The sequence below is a fragment of the Collinsella sp. TF12-2AT genome, assembly GCF_003436735.1.
Classification (GTDB): domain Bacteria; phylum Actinomycetota; class Coriobacteriia; order Coriobacteriales; family Coriobacteriaceae; genus Collinsella.
The window spans coordinates 22,143-37,731 of the sequence record NZ_QSQK01000012.1; the positions used below are offsets into that span (position 1 = coordinate 22,143).

Annotated in this window: 15 protein-coding genes and 1 tRNA gene; all 16 read left to right on the top strand. The window is 55.0% G+C overall.

Translation table 11 applies throughout. From position 1 onward, the window contains the following. The first annotated feature begins 10 nt into the window (after window positions 1–10). Complete coding sequence (locus DXD24_RS08130) at window positions 11–643, top strand: thiamine diphosphokinase (RefSeq protein ID WP_117646534.1); 633 nt, start codon at window positions 11–13, stop codon at window positions 641–643. A gap of 70 nt (window positions 644–713) precedes the next feature. Further along, a tRNA-Ala gene (locus DXD24_RS08135) sits at window positions 714–789 on the top strand. Window positions 790–1,572: 783 nt separating this feature from the next. Then, window positions 1,573–2,118, top strand: a complete 546-nt coding sequence (gene loaP, locus DXD24_RS08140; protein ID WP_233502364.1) for an antiterminator LoaP — start codon at window positions 1,573–1,575, stop codon at window positions 2,116–2,118. Between the two features lie 54 nt (window positions 2,119–2,172). Next, entirely contained in the window at window positions 2,173–2,982 is an 810-nt protein-coding gene (locus tag DXD24_RS08145; protein WP_233502365.1) for a sugar transferase, read from the top strand. Then, complete coding sequence (locus DXD24_RS08150; RefSeq protein WP_117565019.1) at window positions 2,975–3,619, top strand: sugar transferase; 645 nt, start codon at window positions 2,975–2,977, stop codon at window positions 3,617–3,619. The genes DXD24_RS08145 and DXD24_RS08150 overlap by 8 nt, the downstream gene beginning before the upstream one ends. 34 nt (window positions 3,620–3,653) lie before the next feature. Continuing rightward, complete coding sequence (rffA, locus tag DXD24_RS08155; RefSeq protein ID WP_117646519.1) at window positions 3,654–4,814, top strand: dTDP-4-amino-4,6-dideoxygalactose transaminase; 1,161 nt, start codon at window positions 3,654–3,656, stop codon at window positions 4,812–4,814. 2 nt (window positions 4,815–4,816) lie between these two features. Further along, complete coding sequence (locus DXD24_RS08160; RefSeq protein WP_117565021.1) at window positions 4,817–5,947, top strand: glycosyltransferase; 1,131 nt, start codon at window positions 4,817–4,819, stop codon at window positions 5,945–5,947. A gap of 12 nt (window positions 5,948–5,959) precedes the next feature. Beyond that, the gene (locus DXD24_RS08165) at window positions 5,960–6,958 is read left to right on the top strand and encodes a glycosyltransferase family 2 protein (protein ID WP_147326360.1); all 999 of its coding nucleotides are present in this window, start codon (window positions 5,960–5,962) and stop codon (window positions 6,956–6,958) included. A gap of 8 nt (window positions 6,959–6,966) precedes the next feature. Next, window positions 6,967–8,235, top strand: coding sequence for an O-antigen ligase (locus DXD24_RS08170; RefSeq protein WP_158550175.1), 1,269 nt, complete (start codon window positions 6,967–6,969; stop codon window positions 8,233–8,235). Next, on the top strand, window positions 8,232–9,224 hold the full coding sequence (locus tag DXD24_RS08175) for a glycosyltransferase family 2 protein (protein ID WP_117565024.1): 993 nt from the start codon (window positions 8,232–8,234) through the stop codon (window positions 9,222–9,224). The genes DXD24_RS08170 and DXD24_RS08175 overlap by 4 nt, the downstream gene beginning before the upstream one ends. Before the next feature lie 41 nt (window positions 9,225–9,265). Further along, the gene (locus DXD24_RS08180) at window positions 9,266–10,384 is read left to right on the top strand and encodes a CDP-glycerol glycerophosphotransferase family protein (protein ID WP_255413216.1); all 1,119 of its coding nucleotides are present in this window, start codon (window positions 9,266–9,268) and stop codon (window positions 10,382–10,384) included. Beyond that, window positions 10,377–11,636 (top strand): oligosaccharide flippase family protein, encoded by a 1,260-nt coding sequence (locus tag DXD24_RS08185; protein WP_158548980.1) that lies wholly within the window; start codon window positions 10,377–10,379, stop codon window positions 11,634–11,636. Before DXD24_RS08180 ends, DXD24_RS08185 begins: the two co-directional genes overlap by 8 nt. Beyond that, a complete protein-coding gene (locus tag DXD24_RS08190; RefSeq protein WP_117565027.1) occupies window positions 11,620–13,191 on the top strand; it encodes a phosphotransferase in 1,572 nt (523 codons plus the stop codon). The genes DXD24_RS08185 and DXD24_RS08190 overlap by 17 nt, the downstream gene beginning before the upstream one ends. 2 nt (window positions 13,192–13,193) lie before the next feature. Further along, window positions 13,194–13,895: an IspD/TarI family cytidylyltransferase gene (locus DXD24_RS08195; protein WP_117565028.1), complete on the top strand. Its 702-nt coding sequence runs from the start codon at window positions 13,194–13,196 to the stop codon at window positions 13,893–13,895. Window positions 13,896–13,983: 88 nt separating this feature from the next. Beyond that, window positions 13,984–14,871 carry a glucose-1-phosphate thymidylyltransferase RfbA gene (gene rfbA, locus DXD24_RS08200; RefSeq protein ID WP_117565029.1) on the top strand — a complete coding sequence of 296 codons (888 nt, stop codon included), beginning with the start codon at window positions 13,984–13,986 and terminating at the stop codon, window positions 14,869–14,871. A 2-nt stretch (window positions 14,872–14,873) separates the two neighbouring features. Then, window positions 14,874–15,589, top strand: a 716-nt coding sequence (locus DXD24_RS08205; protein WP_117646535.1) for a dTDP-glucose 4,6-dehydratase, incomplete at its 3' end; no start/stop codon positions are given.

Genomic DNA, 15,589 nt, shown 5'->3' on the forward strand with positions numbered 1-15,589 from the left:
TGTGGCTTGCATGGTATTAGTGGTCTGCGGCTCGCCCGTGGTGGTGAGCGCGGATCTGTTGCGTAGGCTAGCAGGGGAGTGCGATGACGTCATCGCCGTGGACCGCGGTCTCGATGCGCTGTTGGGCGCGGGACTGGACTGCGACGTGTATGTGGGGGATGCCGACACGGTGAGCGATGCAGGTCGCGCGCTGGTCGATGCCACCGAAGCATTTGAGGTGGAGCGTCATGACCCCTACAAAGACTATACCGATCTGGCGCTGGCGCTCGATTCCGTCCGACGCCGCTGGCCGGGTGCCGAAGTGGTTGCGACCTGCGCCACGGGCGGCCGTCCGGATATGGCGCTTTCCGTGCTGGGGCTGCTTGCAGGCTACGATGACGGCCCAGTCTGGATTGCCGAAGACGAGACCACGGCCCGCATCCTTCGCGCAGGCGAATCGTGGACCATCGAAGGCGCCGAAGGCAAGACGTTCTCCATCATCGCTATTGCCCCCAACACCGAGGTAAGTGAACACGGCCTAGAATGGGAACTAGATCGCGCTCCGCTAGGCTTGTTAGCCGACACGGGCATCAGCAACGTCGTCAGGTCAACAGCCACGATCCAAGTCCACACTGGCACCGCCATCGCTTACCTATATCATTAGGCATTTAAAGTCTGGCCCAAAAAAGTCCTTGCACGTCGCGCCAACTTCCCCTATAGTATCTCCTCGTCACGGGGGCGTAGCTCAGCTGGGAGAGCGCTTGACTGGCAGTCAAGAGGTCAGGGGTTCGATCCCCCTCGTCTCCACCATCGTGAATGCAAAGGCCTTCGGTATACCGAAGGTCTTTTTTTGTCGAAATATCTCGGGTCACAAACCCCTCCGACGCCAACAAAAAGTTGCACAATTTATTTCACATGTCTGTACATAGTTTGTTATCCAAACGCAATTACCAGTGCAGCTCGCTTCTCCATTTGGGCTTCAGGAACGCTCCCAATTATTGCCAGCACCCCAATAACCTGCGTCAACGTGAACAACATCCCAAAACAAACCCCTTGAGCACGTCAAATGAACGATATGTTGTCCAACGCAGCCCAAATCAGTTTCACTAACAGCTTGTGCTAGGATAACTAACGTACATGAGTTCAACTGTGCTCACGGCTCCAGCAGGCCGCATAGCACAGGGTCGATCAGCATCCGGCCGTAACGGCGGTGCCAGAAACACCATGAGCTCCAATATCGATTGCCATGCGCGATTTTGCACTTGTTTTTGCGGCTATTTATAAGTTCGCTTTCGGCAGTGTAATTGGTTGTTTTGGCAAACCACAGCAGTCCTTCAGCTGTTTGCGTGCGGTCCAGTTTTGAACCCGCTTGACTGGCTCGCACGCAGTCAGCTGGGGGCGCGGTCATTTTGCGATACACGTCCGCGTCTCTAGCAACTGCATTTATACATACCGTTCACGGTGGGGCAGAGCCACGTGCTTGTCTGACTGGGCTCAGGGTTTGAATATGGAGCGCCTCCGCGCACAAGCGCCCTGGCGAAGCCATACCCAAACCCCGTGAGCCACACGTAAGACAGCAAGGGGGTGGTGCTCGTGTGGTATGTAATCCAGGTCATTAACGGTCGCGAAGATATAATGCGCGAGCGCATTGAGCGTATGGTGCCGGCTGGTGCCATGCAGGAGCTCTTTTATCCCCAATTTCAAACCGAGATTAAAGTACACGGCGAATGGGTCAATACGACCAAGCCGCTCTTTCCCGGTTATCTTATCTGCGATACGGCAGATCCCCGCACCGTGCAACAGTATCTGCTTCGCATGGACGACTTTGCCAAGGTGTTATCCCAGGACGGACAGTTTGTGCCGCTGGCAAAAGAAGAGGTCCAGCTTATTGGCAGCTTTACGCATAGGGGAGACCGCGTAGTGCCCATGAGCGAAGCCCTTAAAGACGGTGACCAGGTCGTAGTTACGGCAGGCCCACTGCTGGGTCACGAAGGCCTTATCAAAACCATTAACAGACGCAAGAGCACTGCTTATTTGGAGCTCGACCTGTGCGGCCGACGCGTAACTACGCGCGTTTGCCTTGCCGTGCTTTCAAGTGAGCAGCGCGTCATGCGCAACCTTAAAAAGGCGATCGCCTAGCTGCAGACGGTCGCTACTCAGAACAGGGAGGATCCCCGACCCGGGGACGAAGTGTTGGAAGAGAACGTGTCGGATAAAACTCAATATACAACGGATGCGCCCGCGGGGGCGGCACTGATTGCTCAGGCCATGGACCGGCGTGAGGGCGTCGGCCGCTACAGGGCCACGCAATCCATTATGGACTGGGATCGCTCGCGCCTTGCCTACCGCACCGTTAAGCGCGCGTTCGACATCGTGTTCAGCGGCTGCGTGCTGGCTGTCATCGCCGTACCCAGCCTTGTGCTCGCCGCGGCCATCCGCCTTGAGAGCGAGGGCAACCCGTTCTACAGCCAGATCCGCGTGGGCCAGACCCACCGTGACGGCAGCCTATCAACCTTCCGCATGTGGAAGTTCCGCTCCATGTACAAGGACGCCGACGAGCGCCTCGCCGAACTCAAGGAGCAAAACGAGATTGCCGGGGCCATGTTCAAGATGAAGGAGGACCCCCGCGTCACCAGGATCGGCAGGTTCATCCGCAAGCACTCCATCGACGAGTTTCCTCAGTTTCTGAACGTGTTCCTGGGGCAGATGAGCGTCGTCGGACCCCGTCCGCCGTTGCCGAATGAGGTTGCGCAGTACACCGAGTACGACCTGCAGCGCTTGGCAGTGAAGCCTGGCATTACCGGCTGGTGGCAGGTTACCGACCGCAACGACACGGACTTCGATGGCATGGTGCGACGTGATTTGGAGTACATCGCTAAGCGCGGCGTGATTACCGATCTAAAAATCATCGCCCTTACAGTCATTGAAGTAATAACGGGGGGGGTGCCTGCTAGAGGCATTTCCCGAGATTTTTCCAATGGCGGGGTGTTAGCCCATGTCTAGGAAACCAACGGGAACCCTCTTCTACCGCATATGCAAGAGAACGTTCGACATAGTATTCAGCGCCTTTTGCACGGCGCTTCTCGCGATGCCTATAGCCGGTGTATGCGCAGCGATATGCGCAGAATCGCCGGGACGGCCCATCTACGCGCAAGAGCGAGTGGGCAGGGGCGGTCGGGCGATTCGAGTGCTTAAGCTCCGCAGCATGGTCACTGACGCTAACGATGTGCATAAGTACCTAAACCCTGAGCAATTAAACCAGTGGGAGGTCGAGCGCAAGGTCGACAACGATCCCCGCATTACCAAGGTGGGCCAGTTCATCCGTAAATGTTCCATCGATGAGATGCCGCAGTTTCTCAACGTACTTAAGGGTGACCTATCCGTTATCGGCCCGCGTCCCATCACGCGTGAAGAGTTGGAGCAACACTTCTCCGACGAGGAGAAGGAAGAGCTGTTGAGCGTCACCCCGGGCATCACTGGCCTATGGCAGGCGACTGACCGCAATGCTGCGACCTTTGAAAGCGGCTTGCGTCAACAGATTGAGCTTCGCTACGTACGCAATCGCTGTTTCCGCATGGATTGGAAGTGCTTCGTAGGTACTTTTGGCGCCATGTTCGGCAATTCCAAAACCGGTCGTTGATTTTTGAAACACTAATTATAGAAAGGTGAAATAAATGTCTTGCAATAGAACAGTGCCGTTCAATATTCCTCCTTGCGTAGGGGATGAAATCCAGTTTGTCCAACAGGCAGTTGAGGTCAACCACAAGATTGCTGGTGATGGCCTGTTTACAAAAAAGTGCAACCAATGGCTTGAGAGTCGCTTCAACTCCAATAAGATTCTGCTGACCACGAGCGGTACTAGTGCTCTCGAGATGGCTGCAATTCTTTGCGATCTAAAGCCTGGCGATGAGGTCATTCTCCCTTCGTTTACATTTACTTCAACGGCAACAGCGTTTGTTCTTGCTGGTGCGAAACTTGTTTTCGTTGATATCCGTCCTGACACCATGAATATCGACGAGACGAAAATCGAGTCCGCCATCACTGAACGTACTCGTGTTATCGTGCCCGTACACTATGCTGGCGTCGCATGCGAGATGGATACTATCATGGATATCGCCCGGCGCCACAACCTTCTAGTTGTCGAGGATGCGGCGCAGGCTGTCATTGCTACCTATAAGGGACGTGCTCTCGGCACTATCGGTGACTTTGGTTGCTATAGCTTCCATGAGACGAAGAACTATTCGATGGGCGAAGGCGGCGCCATCTCTATCAACAATTCCGCTTACTGCGATCGCGCGGAGATCATCCGTGAGAAGGGTACCAACCGCGCACAGTTCTTCCGCGGCCAAGTCGCAAAGTATAACTGGGTCGACTTCGGTTCGAGCTATCTTCCCTCCGAGCTCAACGCAGCCTATCTGTGGGCCCAGCTCCAGCACGCCGACGAAATCAACGAGAATCGTCTGGCAACATGGCGAGCCTATTACGCCGCCTTTGAACCCCTTGCGGAAAAAGGCCTTTTGGAGCTTCCGCGCATTCCCAAGGGCTGTGAGCATAATGCGCACATGTTTTATATCAAGTTGCGCGATCTGGAGGCCCGAACTTCTTTCATTACATTCATGAAAGAACATGGCGTGGGGTGCGTGTTCCATTATGTTCCCTTGCATTCCGCTCCAGCAGGCGAGAGGTTCGGCCGCTTCAGCGGAGAGGATGAACACACTACTCCCGATTCTGATCGTTTGGTTCGTCTGCCTATGTACTACGGTATGTCGCTTGAGGATTTTGAGTATGTCGTTTCCTGCGCCACAGAGTACTTTCTCAAGAAGGCGAGGGCGTAGGAATGGGTGAAATACGTCCCATTAAAGTGGCCTTCATTGAAGGCAAGATGAATTCTGGCGGCAAGAAGACGCTTTCCATGCAGTATTTTCTCAACTTCGACCCGGAGAAGGTCGAGGTCCACTTCATCTGCGACTCCGACTCCAACGCCGTGCCGACCGAGGAAATTGAGGCTCGCGGCGGGCGCGTCCATATCATCGCCCCTTACCAGAATATAGCGAAGAACATGTCCGATATGGCCGACGTGTTCAAGCGGGAGCACTTCGATGTGCTGCACGCCTATAACAGCACGATGAATCTGTTTCCATTGCGCGTGGCCAAGAAGTGCGGGATCCCGGTGCGCATCTCCGAGAGTCTGTCCATGGCAAACGAGCGCGAGCCCAAGACCGTACTCAAGCTTATTTTGCGCAGATTCTCAAAGCTCTTTGCAACACATTATATGTCCTGCGGCGAGGACTGCGGCCGCTGGCAGTTCGGCGACGCTCTTTTCGACGCGGGGAAGGTTAGCGTTTTCAAAACTGCCATCGACTCGCGCAAGAACTCCTTCGACCCCGTCCTTCGAGCAAGGACACGCACAGAGCTGGGGGTTGCGGACGATGAGTTGCTCGCAGGGTTCATTGGCAGGTTCGCTGCGCAGAAGAACCCCATGTTCCTGATGGAGGTCGTGGGGGAGCTGTGCAAACTCAATCCTAAGGCAAAGTTCCTGCTCATCGGCGACGGCGAGTACAAGGAGCAGATGCTCACCTACATGGACGCTAACAGCTTTACCGACCGCGTGATGTACTTGGGTCGCAGGGAGGACATCGTCGGGTTTTACCAGGCGATGGATTGTTTCCTGCTGCCGAGTCTATATGAGGGACTTCCTGTTGTTGGTCTTGAGGCCCAGTGTGCGGGTGCTGAAGTGTTTTTCTCGAGTGAGATCACGACCGAGGCATCGTTCTGCGGCCAAGGGCACTTTATATCCCTGACTGACGGCGCCAAGAAGTGGGCCGAAGAGATAAACGTCGTCTGCAGCCGTGGAAAGGAACGCACGTCTCGCACCGATGAGTGCATCGCCTCCGGCTTTGACTCTCGGGCCGAGGCGTTTAGGCTGCAGGATTACTACGCCAACGCATTAGCGGAGATGGGACGATAATTGAAAACTAATATGGCTGCCTCCACCAAGCCGCCCTTAATCTCGGTCGTGGTGCCCATCTATAACGTCGAGAGATACCTCGAGGAGTGCGTCGAAAGCATCTTAGCGCAGACTTACCCTAACATCGAGTTAGTTCTGGTCGACGACGGTTCGACGGACAACTGTCCGGCGATATGTGATCGATATGCAGCCGCGTGCGACCGTGTGAAGTGCGTTCATCGCGAGAATGGCGGGCTCAGCGCTGCTCGCAACACGGGTGTCAAGGCTTGCGAGGGGGACTACGTCGGGTTCATCGACAGCGATGACTATATCTCACCCGTTTTCTTCGAGGCGTTGTATCGAGCCATTAAACAGACCGGTACAGAGATGGCGGCCATGAGACACGGTGTCGACTTCTTTGACGGGGAGGAACCTGAGCTGGGGCGGGACGTTGAGGCCGCGAGCGAGTACGAGCTACTGAGCGAAGAACAGTACCAGGAAGAGGTTCTGTACCAGAAGAGTTGGGCCGGCGCTGTTTGGCGACTCTATACGCGAAATCTTGTCGAGAAGGTTTACTTCCCCGAGGGGCTTTACTACGAGGATGATGAGACTGCCTATCGGTTCACTCACGAGTGCGGAAAGGTCGCCGTACTGAAGGCGACCGATCTATATGCTTATCGGCAGCGCCCTACCAGCATCATGCGAGGTACTTTTAATCCAAAGAAAATGGCGAGCTGTCTGGAGATTACCCGACGCATGCGCATCAAAATGACCGAATGGTACCCACAGCTCTCTGATGCGACATGCTCGCGCTGTTTTGCAATCTGTCGCGTAGTTTTCTCCCAGATTCCCAAGGAGGACAAGGCGGCTCAGGCAACGATGTGGAAGGAATTGCAGAAATATTCTGCGACAGTGATTCGCGACCCGAAGGCGCGCAAGAAGGAAAAACTGGCGGCTTCAATATCGAGGATGGGACGCGTTCCTTTTTGCGTCTTCTGCGATGCTTATCGACGACTGCTTCACGCCCAATAGGTGATTATATGGCTTTTGCTACATTGAGCGAACGTAACATCAGGACTGCCGCCAATGGCACTTCTGATGGTGCCAAAGGAAATCTTTGCAGAACTTGGACTGCCCCAATGATCCTTGCTTTTTTGTTTCTTTTGGCGCTTTGTTTTCAAGATTCCAGCCCATTTGGTATTGAGACCGGTACCGTAAAGCCCTATCACCTCATGATGTTCGTGGTGCTGATATACAGCCTTTTTACTTTAAAAATGAAATGGATGCTGCCCGGTAAGTGGTTTTTTATCGGGCTCCTCGCATTATTAATCATTTCTTTTTTCGATTATTTGGCCTATGGGCTCAATGCCGCCTCGTGGCATTACGTTTTCATGTACATGATTGCGACTTGTTTTTATAATCTCGGGCGTGATTTTACTGTTGCGCAATGGAAAAGAGTAGCTCAGACCGTAGCTATTGTCATGATGGGCCTCGTCTTTCTCAAGTTAGGCTTCTACCATGACCGCATCACTTACTTCTTGGCCAACCAGTATATGGGGCACCCTTGGCTCCCGACCTTCTTCTTGGGCGGGGTGAATATTGAAAGTTCTTGGCTGGCAATGTTTTGCGTTTTCTTTGACTGCAACCGACGTGGCAAGGCTTATTTTTTTAGTGCCATTGCTCTGTCGATGATTTATGCCTCGCGAGCTAGTTTGATTATCTGCGTTCTCGCCTTTGTCTACATCTTTGTTTTTAAAAATGGCAAACGAGGGGTCTCTCTTAGGCTGTTCCTGGCTGTCGCCTGCATTGTCTGTGCTTTCATCGCGCTTGCCGCTAACGGCAATATCGTAATCGAACGTCTTCTTGAAGCGGGGCAGGATGATGGTTCGCTCGGCAGATTGAGAATGTGGGATTACGCAATCCCAACTTTTTTGGATGCCCCACTATTTGGAGCGGGAGCAGGAAACGCGATCAATCATGTCTCTCTTATTAGCGGTTTAGCATACGCTGAGGACAACGTTCATATGTACTTTCTCCAGGTTCTTCTCGACTTCGGAATCGTTGGATTTTTCATTTTCATAGCGATGGTCTGCTCCTTCCTCAACAGGTGTTTCTTGGATAAACTTGGCTCTCCGTTTGAAGCGTTCATCCTTATTTTCCTTATCGTTTCCTTCATCCAGTTCGGAGGCGGTGACGTACTCGTTGGTTTTGCCCTGGGAGGACTGTTCGCTCTTTGGCAATATGGCGAACGCGAGGCAGTTTGCTCTATTGAAATTACAAACAACCAGTCGATGGAGGCGGCAGCGTGAGGTTTTCAGTAGTCGTCCCTGCTTATAATGTAGAAAAATACTTGTTCGAATGTCTGCAATCTGTCACGGCTCAATCATTTCAGGACTTTGAGCTCATTGTCGTTGATGACGGTTCGACCGACTTGACTGGCACAATTGCCGATGAATTTGCTACCGCTAGCGACAAGGTTAAGGTCGTACACAAAGAGAATCAAGGTCTCCTTCTCGCTAGGCGAAATGGCCTCGCTCTTGCCGAAGGTGATTACGTCATTTCACTCGACGGGGATGATTGCTTGCGAGCTGATGCGCTCGACTTGATTTCGAAGGCAATTGACCGCACGAATGCTGACATTATCTCGTTTCGTTATTCGCGTAAGTCAGATTTCTCTACTTTCGATGACTCCGATCCGCTTGACGACGGCTTCTATTCTGGTGAGGGCTACAACATCGTAAAGAAGCACGTTTGTACAGGGCGGTTTAACAATCTATGCGGCAAAGCCTTTCGTCTTTGCCGCATAGATAGGGAGTCAACCTATGGTGCTTATGCGGGCCTGATGCATGGCGAGGATTTACTCCAGCTCCTTCCTATTGTCGATGCTTCCAGCTCTCTTTTCTGTTTGGACGAGGCGCTTTATTTCTACCGGCCCAATGATGGAGCAAGCACTTCACGATTTAAGCCTAGCCAATTAACTGATGTGGCGCGTGTAAACAAACGTCTAATCGCATACGGGAGCAAATGGGGGGATGACTGTCTAGAAGCCGCTAAACGTGGTGAGGTTGATCAATACATATATCTCGAAAAAATCAATGAAGTGGCTAATCGGAACCCTCTGGATGGCTTTTCTGAAATAGCTTCCGCGATGCATCGTTTCGGTGTCTTCGAGCGTATTGTCGGCACACCCCTACGGTTCGATAACTGGTTTCTTGTTCGCTGTCTCCAGTGTGGCAATCATCGAATGGCAAGGGCTGTAGTTCTGACTGTTGAATTATTGAAGGGATTTAGAAGTTGAGCAATTTAAGGGGACGTGCGCTTAGCGGCCTTGGAAAGATTTTGAGTTTAGCGAGTAGAACTCAGTTCAACAAAGTTGTCCTTATGTGCAACGTGGGTAGGGGTTACCTGGGTAATCCGAAATATATCGCCGAGGCGCTTCAACGACTATGCCCAAACGAATTTGATTTAGTTCTGCTCGTTAACGAAGAAGATCGCACCGCCCCTTCTTATATAAGGCAGGTTCGCAGGACAAGTTTTGCCGCGCAGCAAGAACTTGCTACTGCGCGGTTTTGGGTCGACAATGTGCGATCACCGCGTTACGTTCTTAAGCGCAGTGATCAAATTTATATTCATACATGGCATTGCTATATTTCTCCCAAGCGAGTTGAGCGCGATGTTAAAGACCACCTTGAGCCTGAGTATGTGGACTATGCAAAAGCTGATGGTGCGTTGACTGACTTGATGTTCGCCGATAACGATCTTTATGAAAATGTATATCGCACGGCGTTTTGGTACGACGGCCCTGTCGTCAGGTGCGGCGTCCCCAGAAACAGGCCATTGATTCTTGGGGATGAGGAAGCAAGGCTGAAAGTGCGAAGGACGCTGGGGGTAGATGATGATGCTTCTATTTGCCTATACGCGCCAACATTCAGAGCCGATTGGTCGGTTGATCAATACCGGTTCGATTTCGATGCTTTCATAAGAGCAATCTCGGAGAGATTTGGGAAAGATTACGTCTTTGCCTATCGGCTTCATCCAAACATTGCGAAGTTAACCAGGCCGGAGTTTTTAAACGGCTACCTCGATGCGACTGACTATCTGGATGCACAAGAGCTTTTGGCTGCGACTGACGTAATGGTTTCCGACTACTCTTCTATTCTTGAGGATTTTGCGCTTACCGGGCGGCCTGGCTTTGTATATGCCCCTGACTTTGATGCTTATTCGTGCGACAGAGGCTTCTATTATTCACTCGAAGATCGGCCTTTCTCTGTTGCTCGAACTAGCGATGAGCTTATCGCTAACGCTCGTGGGTTTGACGAAATGGACTATCGCAAGGCACTTGATCGGTTCTTCTCCTTAATTGGCTTTCAGGATGATGGCCATGGTGACGAACAGGTTGCTCAAATGATTATTTCCTTATCTAAAAACGGATCGACGGTTGGGGACATTCTTGGCTGATAAAAAACTTGCGGGCAATACGCTCGCTCTGTATATATTGTTGGCGACCTCCTATTTATTTAGCTTTATAGCCTTGCCCTACCTTACGCGCGTTCTAGGTCCGGAAGTGTATGGCCGTATCGGATTCGGGACGGCATTCTATTCTTATGCTTACCTAATTATTGACTTTGGGTTTATCCTCTCAGCAACTGCCGAGGTGTCCCGTGCTGGACTTGACCGGGCGAAGATTTCCGTAGCATTGACTGCTGCGTCCTTGGCGAAAATCGTGCTTGCGCTTCTATGCGGTCTGGTGCTGGCGGTTTTATGCCTTACCGTTCCACAATTTGCTGAAGACCCTCTTCTCTATTTTTTTTATTTACTTTATGCCGCTGCAAGTGCGCTGTTGCCTGATTTTGCCTACCGCGGCTTAGAAGATATGAAAATGGTGACGGTTAGCACCCTTGTCGTAAAGAGCGTGTTCCTGGTAGGCGTTTTCGTGTTCGTCAAGGATTCGACGCAGTACATGCTCGTTCCTCTCCTTTATTTTTTAGGTTCTGCAATTGCGGACATCTTTCTACTATTCCATCTTCGCGGCAAATACGGAGTCTGTCTTTGTCACATCGGGGTCTCCGATGTGTGGAGAAGCATGAAGGATTCTGCGCAGTATTTTGTTTCACGAGTTGCCTCTACGTTCTATTCCTCCTTGAACACCATGGTTTTGGGAGTCGTCTCTCCTGGCTCCGCTGAGCTAGGGCGTTTTACGGCTTGCACCAATGCGGTAAATGCAGGAAAAGGGCTTTCATCGCCAATTGCGGATAGCATGTTTCCCTATATGATCAGAACTAAGAACTACCGTCTTCTGGTCAAAATCATCGTATTTGGCGAAGTCCTGCTCGTACCCGCATGCATTGTTGTAGCCGTCTTTGCGCCTGGGCTATGCGAGTGGTTCTTTGGTGAAGGGTACGCTGAATCCGGAGACTATCTGCGAATCCTTATCACGCTCATTCCGATTTCACTCGCCTCATATCTCCTAGGTTTCCCGGCCCTTACTCCTATGGGCAAGGCCGGAGTCTCAAACTCTTCTGTGGTCGCTGGAGCGGTAATTCAAGTTCTTTTCCTTGTCGTGCTCTGGATTTATGGACAACTGAACGCGCTGAACATTTGCTATGCGACTGCTGTTACGGAAACCGTTGTGCTGTTAATTCGCGCCTTCTCGTTTATCGAGGGCTTGAGAGACATACGGAGGAAAAATTCCAATGAGCAACAGGGTTAAAACCGCGATTATCCTTGCCGCCGGTAAATCGTCCCAGTTCTTCCCGCCGCTTTACGACAAGCCCAAAGGGCTTTTCGAATACAAGGGCGAGGTGCTCATCGAGCGGCAGATCCGCCAGCTTCGCGAGGCGGGCGTCGAGGACATCGCCGTGGTTGTGGGCTACGAGAAGGAGCGCTTCTTCTACCTCGAGGACAGGTTCGGCGTCGACCTGGTGTTGAGCACCCGCTGGGCAGACGAGTCGAACCTCTCGAGCCTGGACCTCGTTCGCGGCCGCCTGGGCGGCTCCTTCCTGTGCTGCGCCGACCACTGGTACGCTGAGAACCCGTTCGTCGGCTTCGGCGGCGGGGACCGCTCCGTGCGCATGGTGCGCGAGCAGGGGGACGCCACGCGCGAGCTGGTCGCTGACGTCTGCGCCGACGGGCGGCTGGCGAACCTCCGCTGCGGAGCCCCCTCGGGCACTTGCATGGTGGGCGCGGCCTATATCGCGCCCGAGTGGGCGGAGCGGTTCTTCGGGCTCTACGACCGAGAGCGCGGCTACATCGGCGTCAAGGGCCTCCTGTGGGAGCAGTTCTGGGGCCGGCATGCCGACGAGCTGCCGCTCTTCGCCTCCGCCGCCCCCGAGGGCATGCTCGAGTTCGACAGCATGGAGGAGCTCGGCGAGGACGGCGTGCTCGCGAACGTGAGCCCCGCCGCAATCGCCAACATCTGCAGCCTGCTCTCGTGCGAACCCGAAGAGATAACCCACATCAAGCCGCTGAACGCGGGCCTGACGAACGTCTCGTTCTCGTTCCACCTCAGGCACGAGAAGTACGTCTACAGGCACCCGGGCGTGAGCTCTTCCGCCCTGGTCGACCGCGACGCCGAGGTGGTTGCCGAGCGCACGGCGATGGAGCTGGGCATCGACCCCTCCGTCATCGACATCAGCCCCGAGGGCTGGAAGCTCTCGCGCTTCGTGCCCTCGTCGCGCTCCTTCGACTACGAGAACCCCGCGGACCTCGCGGCGGGCGTGGGGCAGATCCGCGCGTTCCACGAGAGCGGCGCCTCCTGCGCGCTCGCGGTCGACCTCCTCTCCGAGGGCGACCGCCTGCTCGAGCTCGCGTCCCCGAGGAAGGGCGAGGCCGTGGGGCGCCTCGCCGGGCTGAGGCACAGCCTGGTCCGGGTATGGCACCACGTGGAGCTCGACGAGTGGCCGAAGGTGCTCTGCCACAACGACACGTACGCGGTCAACTGGATCGTCGGCGACGAGGGCCTTTGCATGATCGACTGGGAGTACGCGGGCATGAACGACCCGATGAACGACCTGGCGACCATGGTGGTGCGCGACGGGCTCTCGCGCGAGAAGGGCGACGAGATCCTGGCGCTGTACTTCGGGCGCGAGCCGAGCCCCGGGGAGAGGCGCCACGCCTACGGCGTGTTCGCGCTGTGCTCCTGGTACTGGATGTGCTGGTGCCTGTTCAAGGACACGCTGGGCGAGGACGGCTTCTTCATGCTGCGGAGCTGGCGCGCCCTCAACCTCTACCTCCCGCTTGCGCTCGAGATGTATGGAGATAATTAGAGATGAACGTAGCGATAATACTAGCCGGCGGCCGCGGCACCCGGGTGGGCGCCGACGTGCCCAAGCAGTTCATAGAGGTCCTGGGGCGCCCCGTGCTGTCCTACACCATCGAGAGGTTCCAGAACCACCCCGAGGTCGACGCGATAGAGGTGGTCTGCCGCAAGGGCTACGAGGACGAGCTGCGCGCCATCTGCGACGCCGGCGGCTTCGACAAGGTCCGCTGGGTGGCCGAGGGCGGCAGGGAGTTCCAGGACTCCGTCATCAGCGGCCTCAGGAACCTCGAGGGCGAGATCTCCGACGACGACCAGGTGCTCGTCCACTACGGCGCCAGCCCGTTCGTGTCCGACGAGGTCATCTCCGACGCGATACGCGTCTGCGGGCTGCACGGCAACGCCAGCCCCGCGCACAGCCAGGTGTACCTGGCCGCGACCCCGGGCGACGGCGAGGGAACGAGCGAGTTCGTGGACCGCGACGAGGTCATGTGCCTGAACTCCCCGCAGGCGCTGCGCTACGGATACGCCAAGTGGGTCTACGAGGAGGGCGCCCGCCGCGGCCTTCTGGACAAGGTGGAGCCGCACACCACGAGCCTGATGTTCGCGATGGGGGAGCGTGTATGGTTCTCGAAGGGCTCGACCGCGAACATCAAGATCACGACGGCCGAGGATCTGAGGCTGTTCAAGGGATGGGTTCTGGCTGGGAAGTGAAGCTCTTAGGAGGAAGCTGTAAATTATTTAATTACCTTTAGTTTGACCACTTCGTAATAGGCTGGCTATTGAAAGGATGATAGGGGATATGAAAGGCATAATCCTCGCGGGCGGGTCGGGTACTCGTCTGCATCCTATAACCAAGGCGATGAGCAAGCAGCTGCTGCCGATCTACGATAAACCGTTGGTGTACTACCCGTTGTCCGTGTTGATGCTGGCGGGCATACGCGAAGTGCTTGTCATCTCGACACCGCGTGACCTACCGGCGTTCAGGGAGCTTCTCGGCGATGGCTCCGAGTTGGGAATGCGACTAGAATACGCCGAGCAGGCCGTGCCTCGCGGTCTGGCAGAGGCTTTTACTATCGGGCGCGACTTTCTTGCCGGCGAGCCGTGTGCGCTGGTTCTGGGTGACAACATGTTCCATGGTCAAGACCTCACTCGCTTGCTTACGCGCGCAAAAGAGAGAGTGGAAGGTCGCGGCGGGGCCGTTGTTTTCGGGTATCCCGTGCAAGACGCAAGCGCCTTTGGCGTGGTGGAGTTCGACCAGAATCATCGGGTTGTCGGCATTGAGGAAAAGCCCGAGGCCCCAAAGTCGAACTATGCAGTACCAGGGCTGTACTTCTATGATGGGCAAGTTTCCGACATCGCGGCAAACGTTAAACCGAGCGCACGCGGCGAGCTGGAGATTACGAGCATCAACAACGCCTATCTAGATAAAGGTCAACTGTCGGTCGAGCTGATGGGCCGAGGCATGACGTGGCTGGATACGGGCACGCCCGAAGGTCTTTTGAAGGCTGCCGAGTACGTGGAGGCTGTCCAGAGCCGCCAGGGATATTACATCGCATGCTTGGAAGAAATCGCCTATCGTCGCGGATTTATCGACTATACACAGTTATATGAACTGGGCGAAGCGCTGAAGAAGACCGCATATGGCAAGTATCTTTTGAATGTGGCCAGCGAGGCTAAGAGGAGGTAAATATGACAGACATTTTCGAACCGAAGAACATCATCGTCACGGGTGGCTGCGGCTTCATCGGCAGCAACTTTGTCCACTATGTCGTGAACAACCACCCGGGCGTCCACGTCACCGTCCTGGACAAGCTGACCTACGCCGGCAACCCCGAGAACATCGCCGGGCTGCCCGAGGATAGGGTCGAGCTCGTCGTCGGCGACATCTGCGACGCCGGGCTGCTGGACAGGCTGGTCCCCGGCCACGACGCGATCGTGCACTACGCCGCCGAGAGCCACAACGACAACTCCATCGCCGACCCGGAGCCGTTCCTGCGCACCAACGTGGAGGGCACCTTCCGCCTGCTGGAGGCCGTCCGCAAATACGGCGTCCGCTACCACCACGTCTCCACCGACGAGGTCTACGGCGACCTGGCGCTCGACGACCCCGCGAAGTTCACCGAGGAGACGCCGTACCACCCGAGCTCGCCGTACAGCTCGACCAAGGCTTCCTCCGACATGCTCGTGCGCGCATGGACCCGTACCTACGGCCTTCGCGCCACGATCTCCAACTGCTCCAACAACTACGGCCCCTACCAGCACGTGGAGAAGTTCATCCCGCGCCAGATCACCAACATAATCGACGGCGTGCGCCCCAAGCTCTACGGGAAGGGCGAGAACGTCCGCGACTGGATCCACACCGAGGACCACTCCAGCGCCGTCTGGGACATCCTCACCAAGGGCCG

Excerpts from the sequence above, each read along its gene's own strand:
- DXD24_RS08165 (WP_147326360.1), top strand. The coding sequence starts at position 5,960 with ATGGCTGCCTCCACCAAGCCGCCCTTAATCTCGGTCGTGGTGCCCATC.
- DXD24_RS08195 (WP_117565028.1), top strand. The coding sequence starts at position 13,194 with ATGAACGTAGCGATAATACTAGCCGGCGGCCGCGGCACCCGGGTGGGC.
- rfbA (WP_117565029.1), top strand. The coding sequence starts at position 13,984 with ATGAAAGGCATAATCCTCGCGGGCGGGTCGGGTACTCGTCTGCATCCT.
- rffA (WP_117646519.1), top strand. The coding sequence starts at position 3,654 with ATGTCTTGCAATAGAACAGTGCCGTTCAATATTCCTCCTTGCGTAGGG.
- DXD24_RS08130 (WP_117646534.1), top strand. The coding sequence starts at position 11 with ATGGTATTAGTGGTCTGCGGCTCGCCCGTGGTGGTGAGCGCGGATCTG.
- DXD24_RS08160 (WP_117565021.1), top strand. The coding sequence starts at position 4,817 with ATGGGTGAAATACGTCCCATTAAAGTGGCCTTCATTGAAGGCAAGATG.
- DXD24_RS08150 (WP_117565019.1), top strand. The coding sequence starts at position 2,975 with ATGTCTAGGAAACCAACGGGAACCCTCTTCTACCGCATATGCAAGAGA.
- DXD24_RS08190 (WP_117565027.1), top strand. The coding sequence starts at position 11,620 with ATGAGCAACAGGGTTAAAACCGCGATTATCCTTGCCGCCGGTAAATCG.
- DXD24_RS08170 (WP_158550175.1), top strand. The coding sequence starts at position 6,967 with ATGGCTTTTGCTACATTGAGCGAACGTAACATCAGGACTGCCGCCAAT.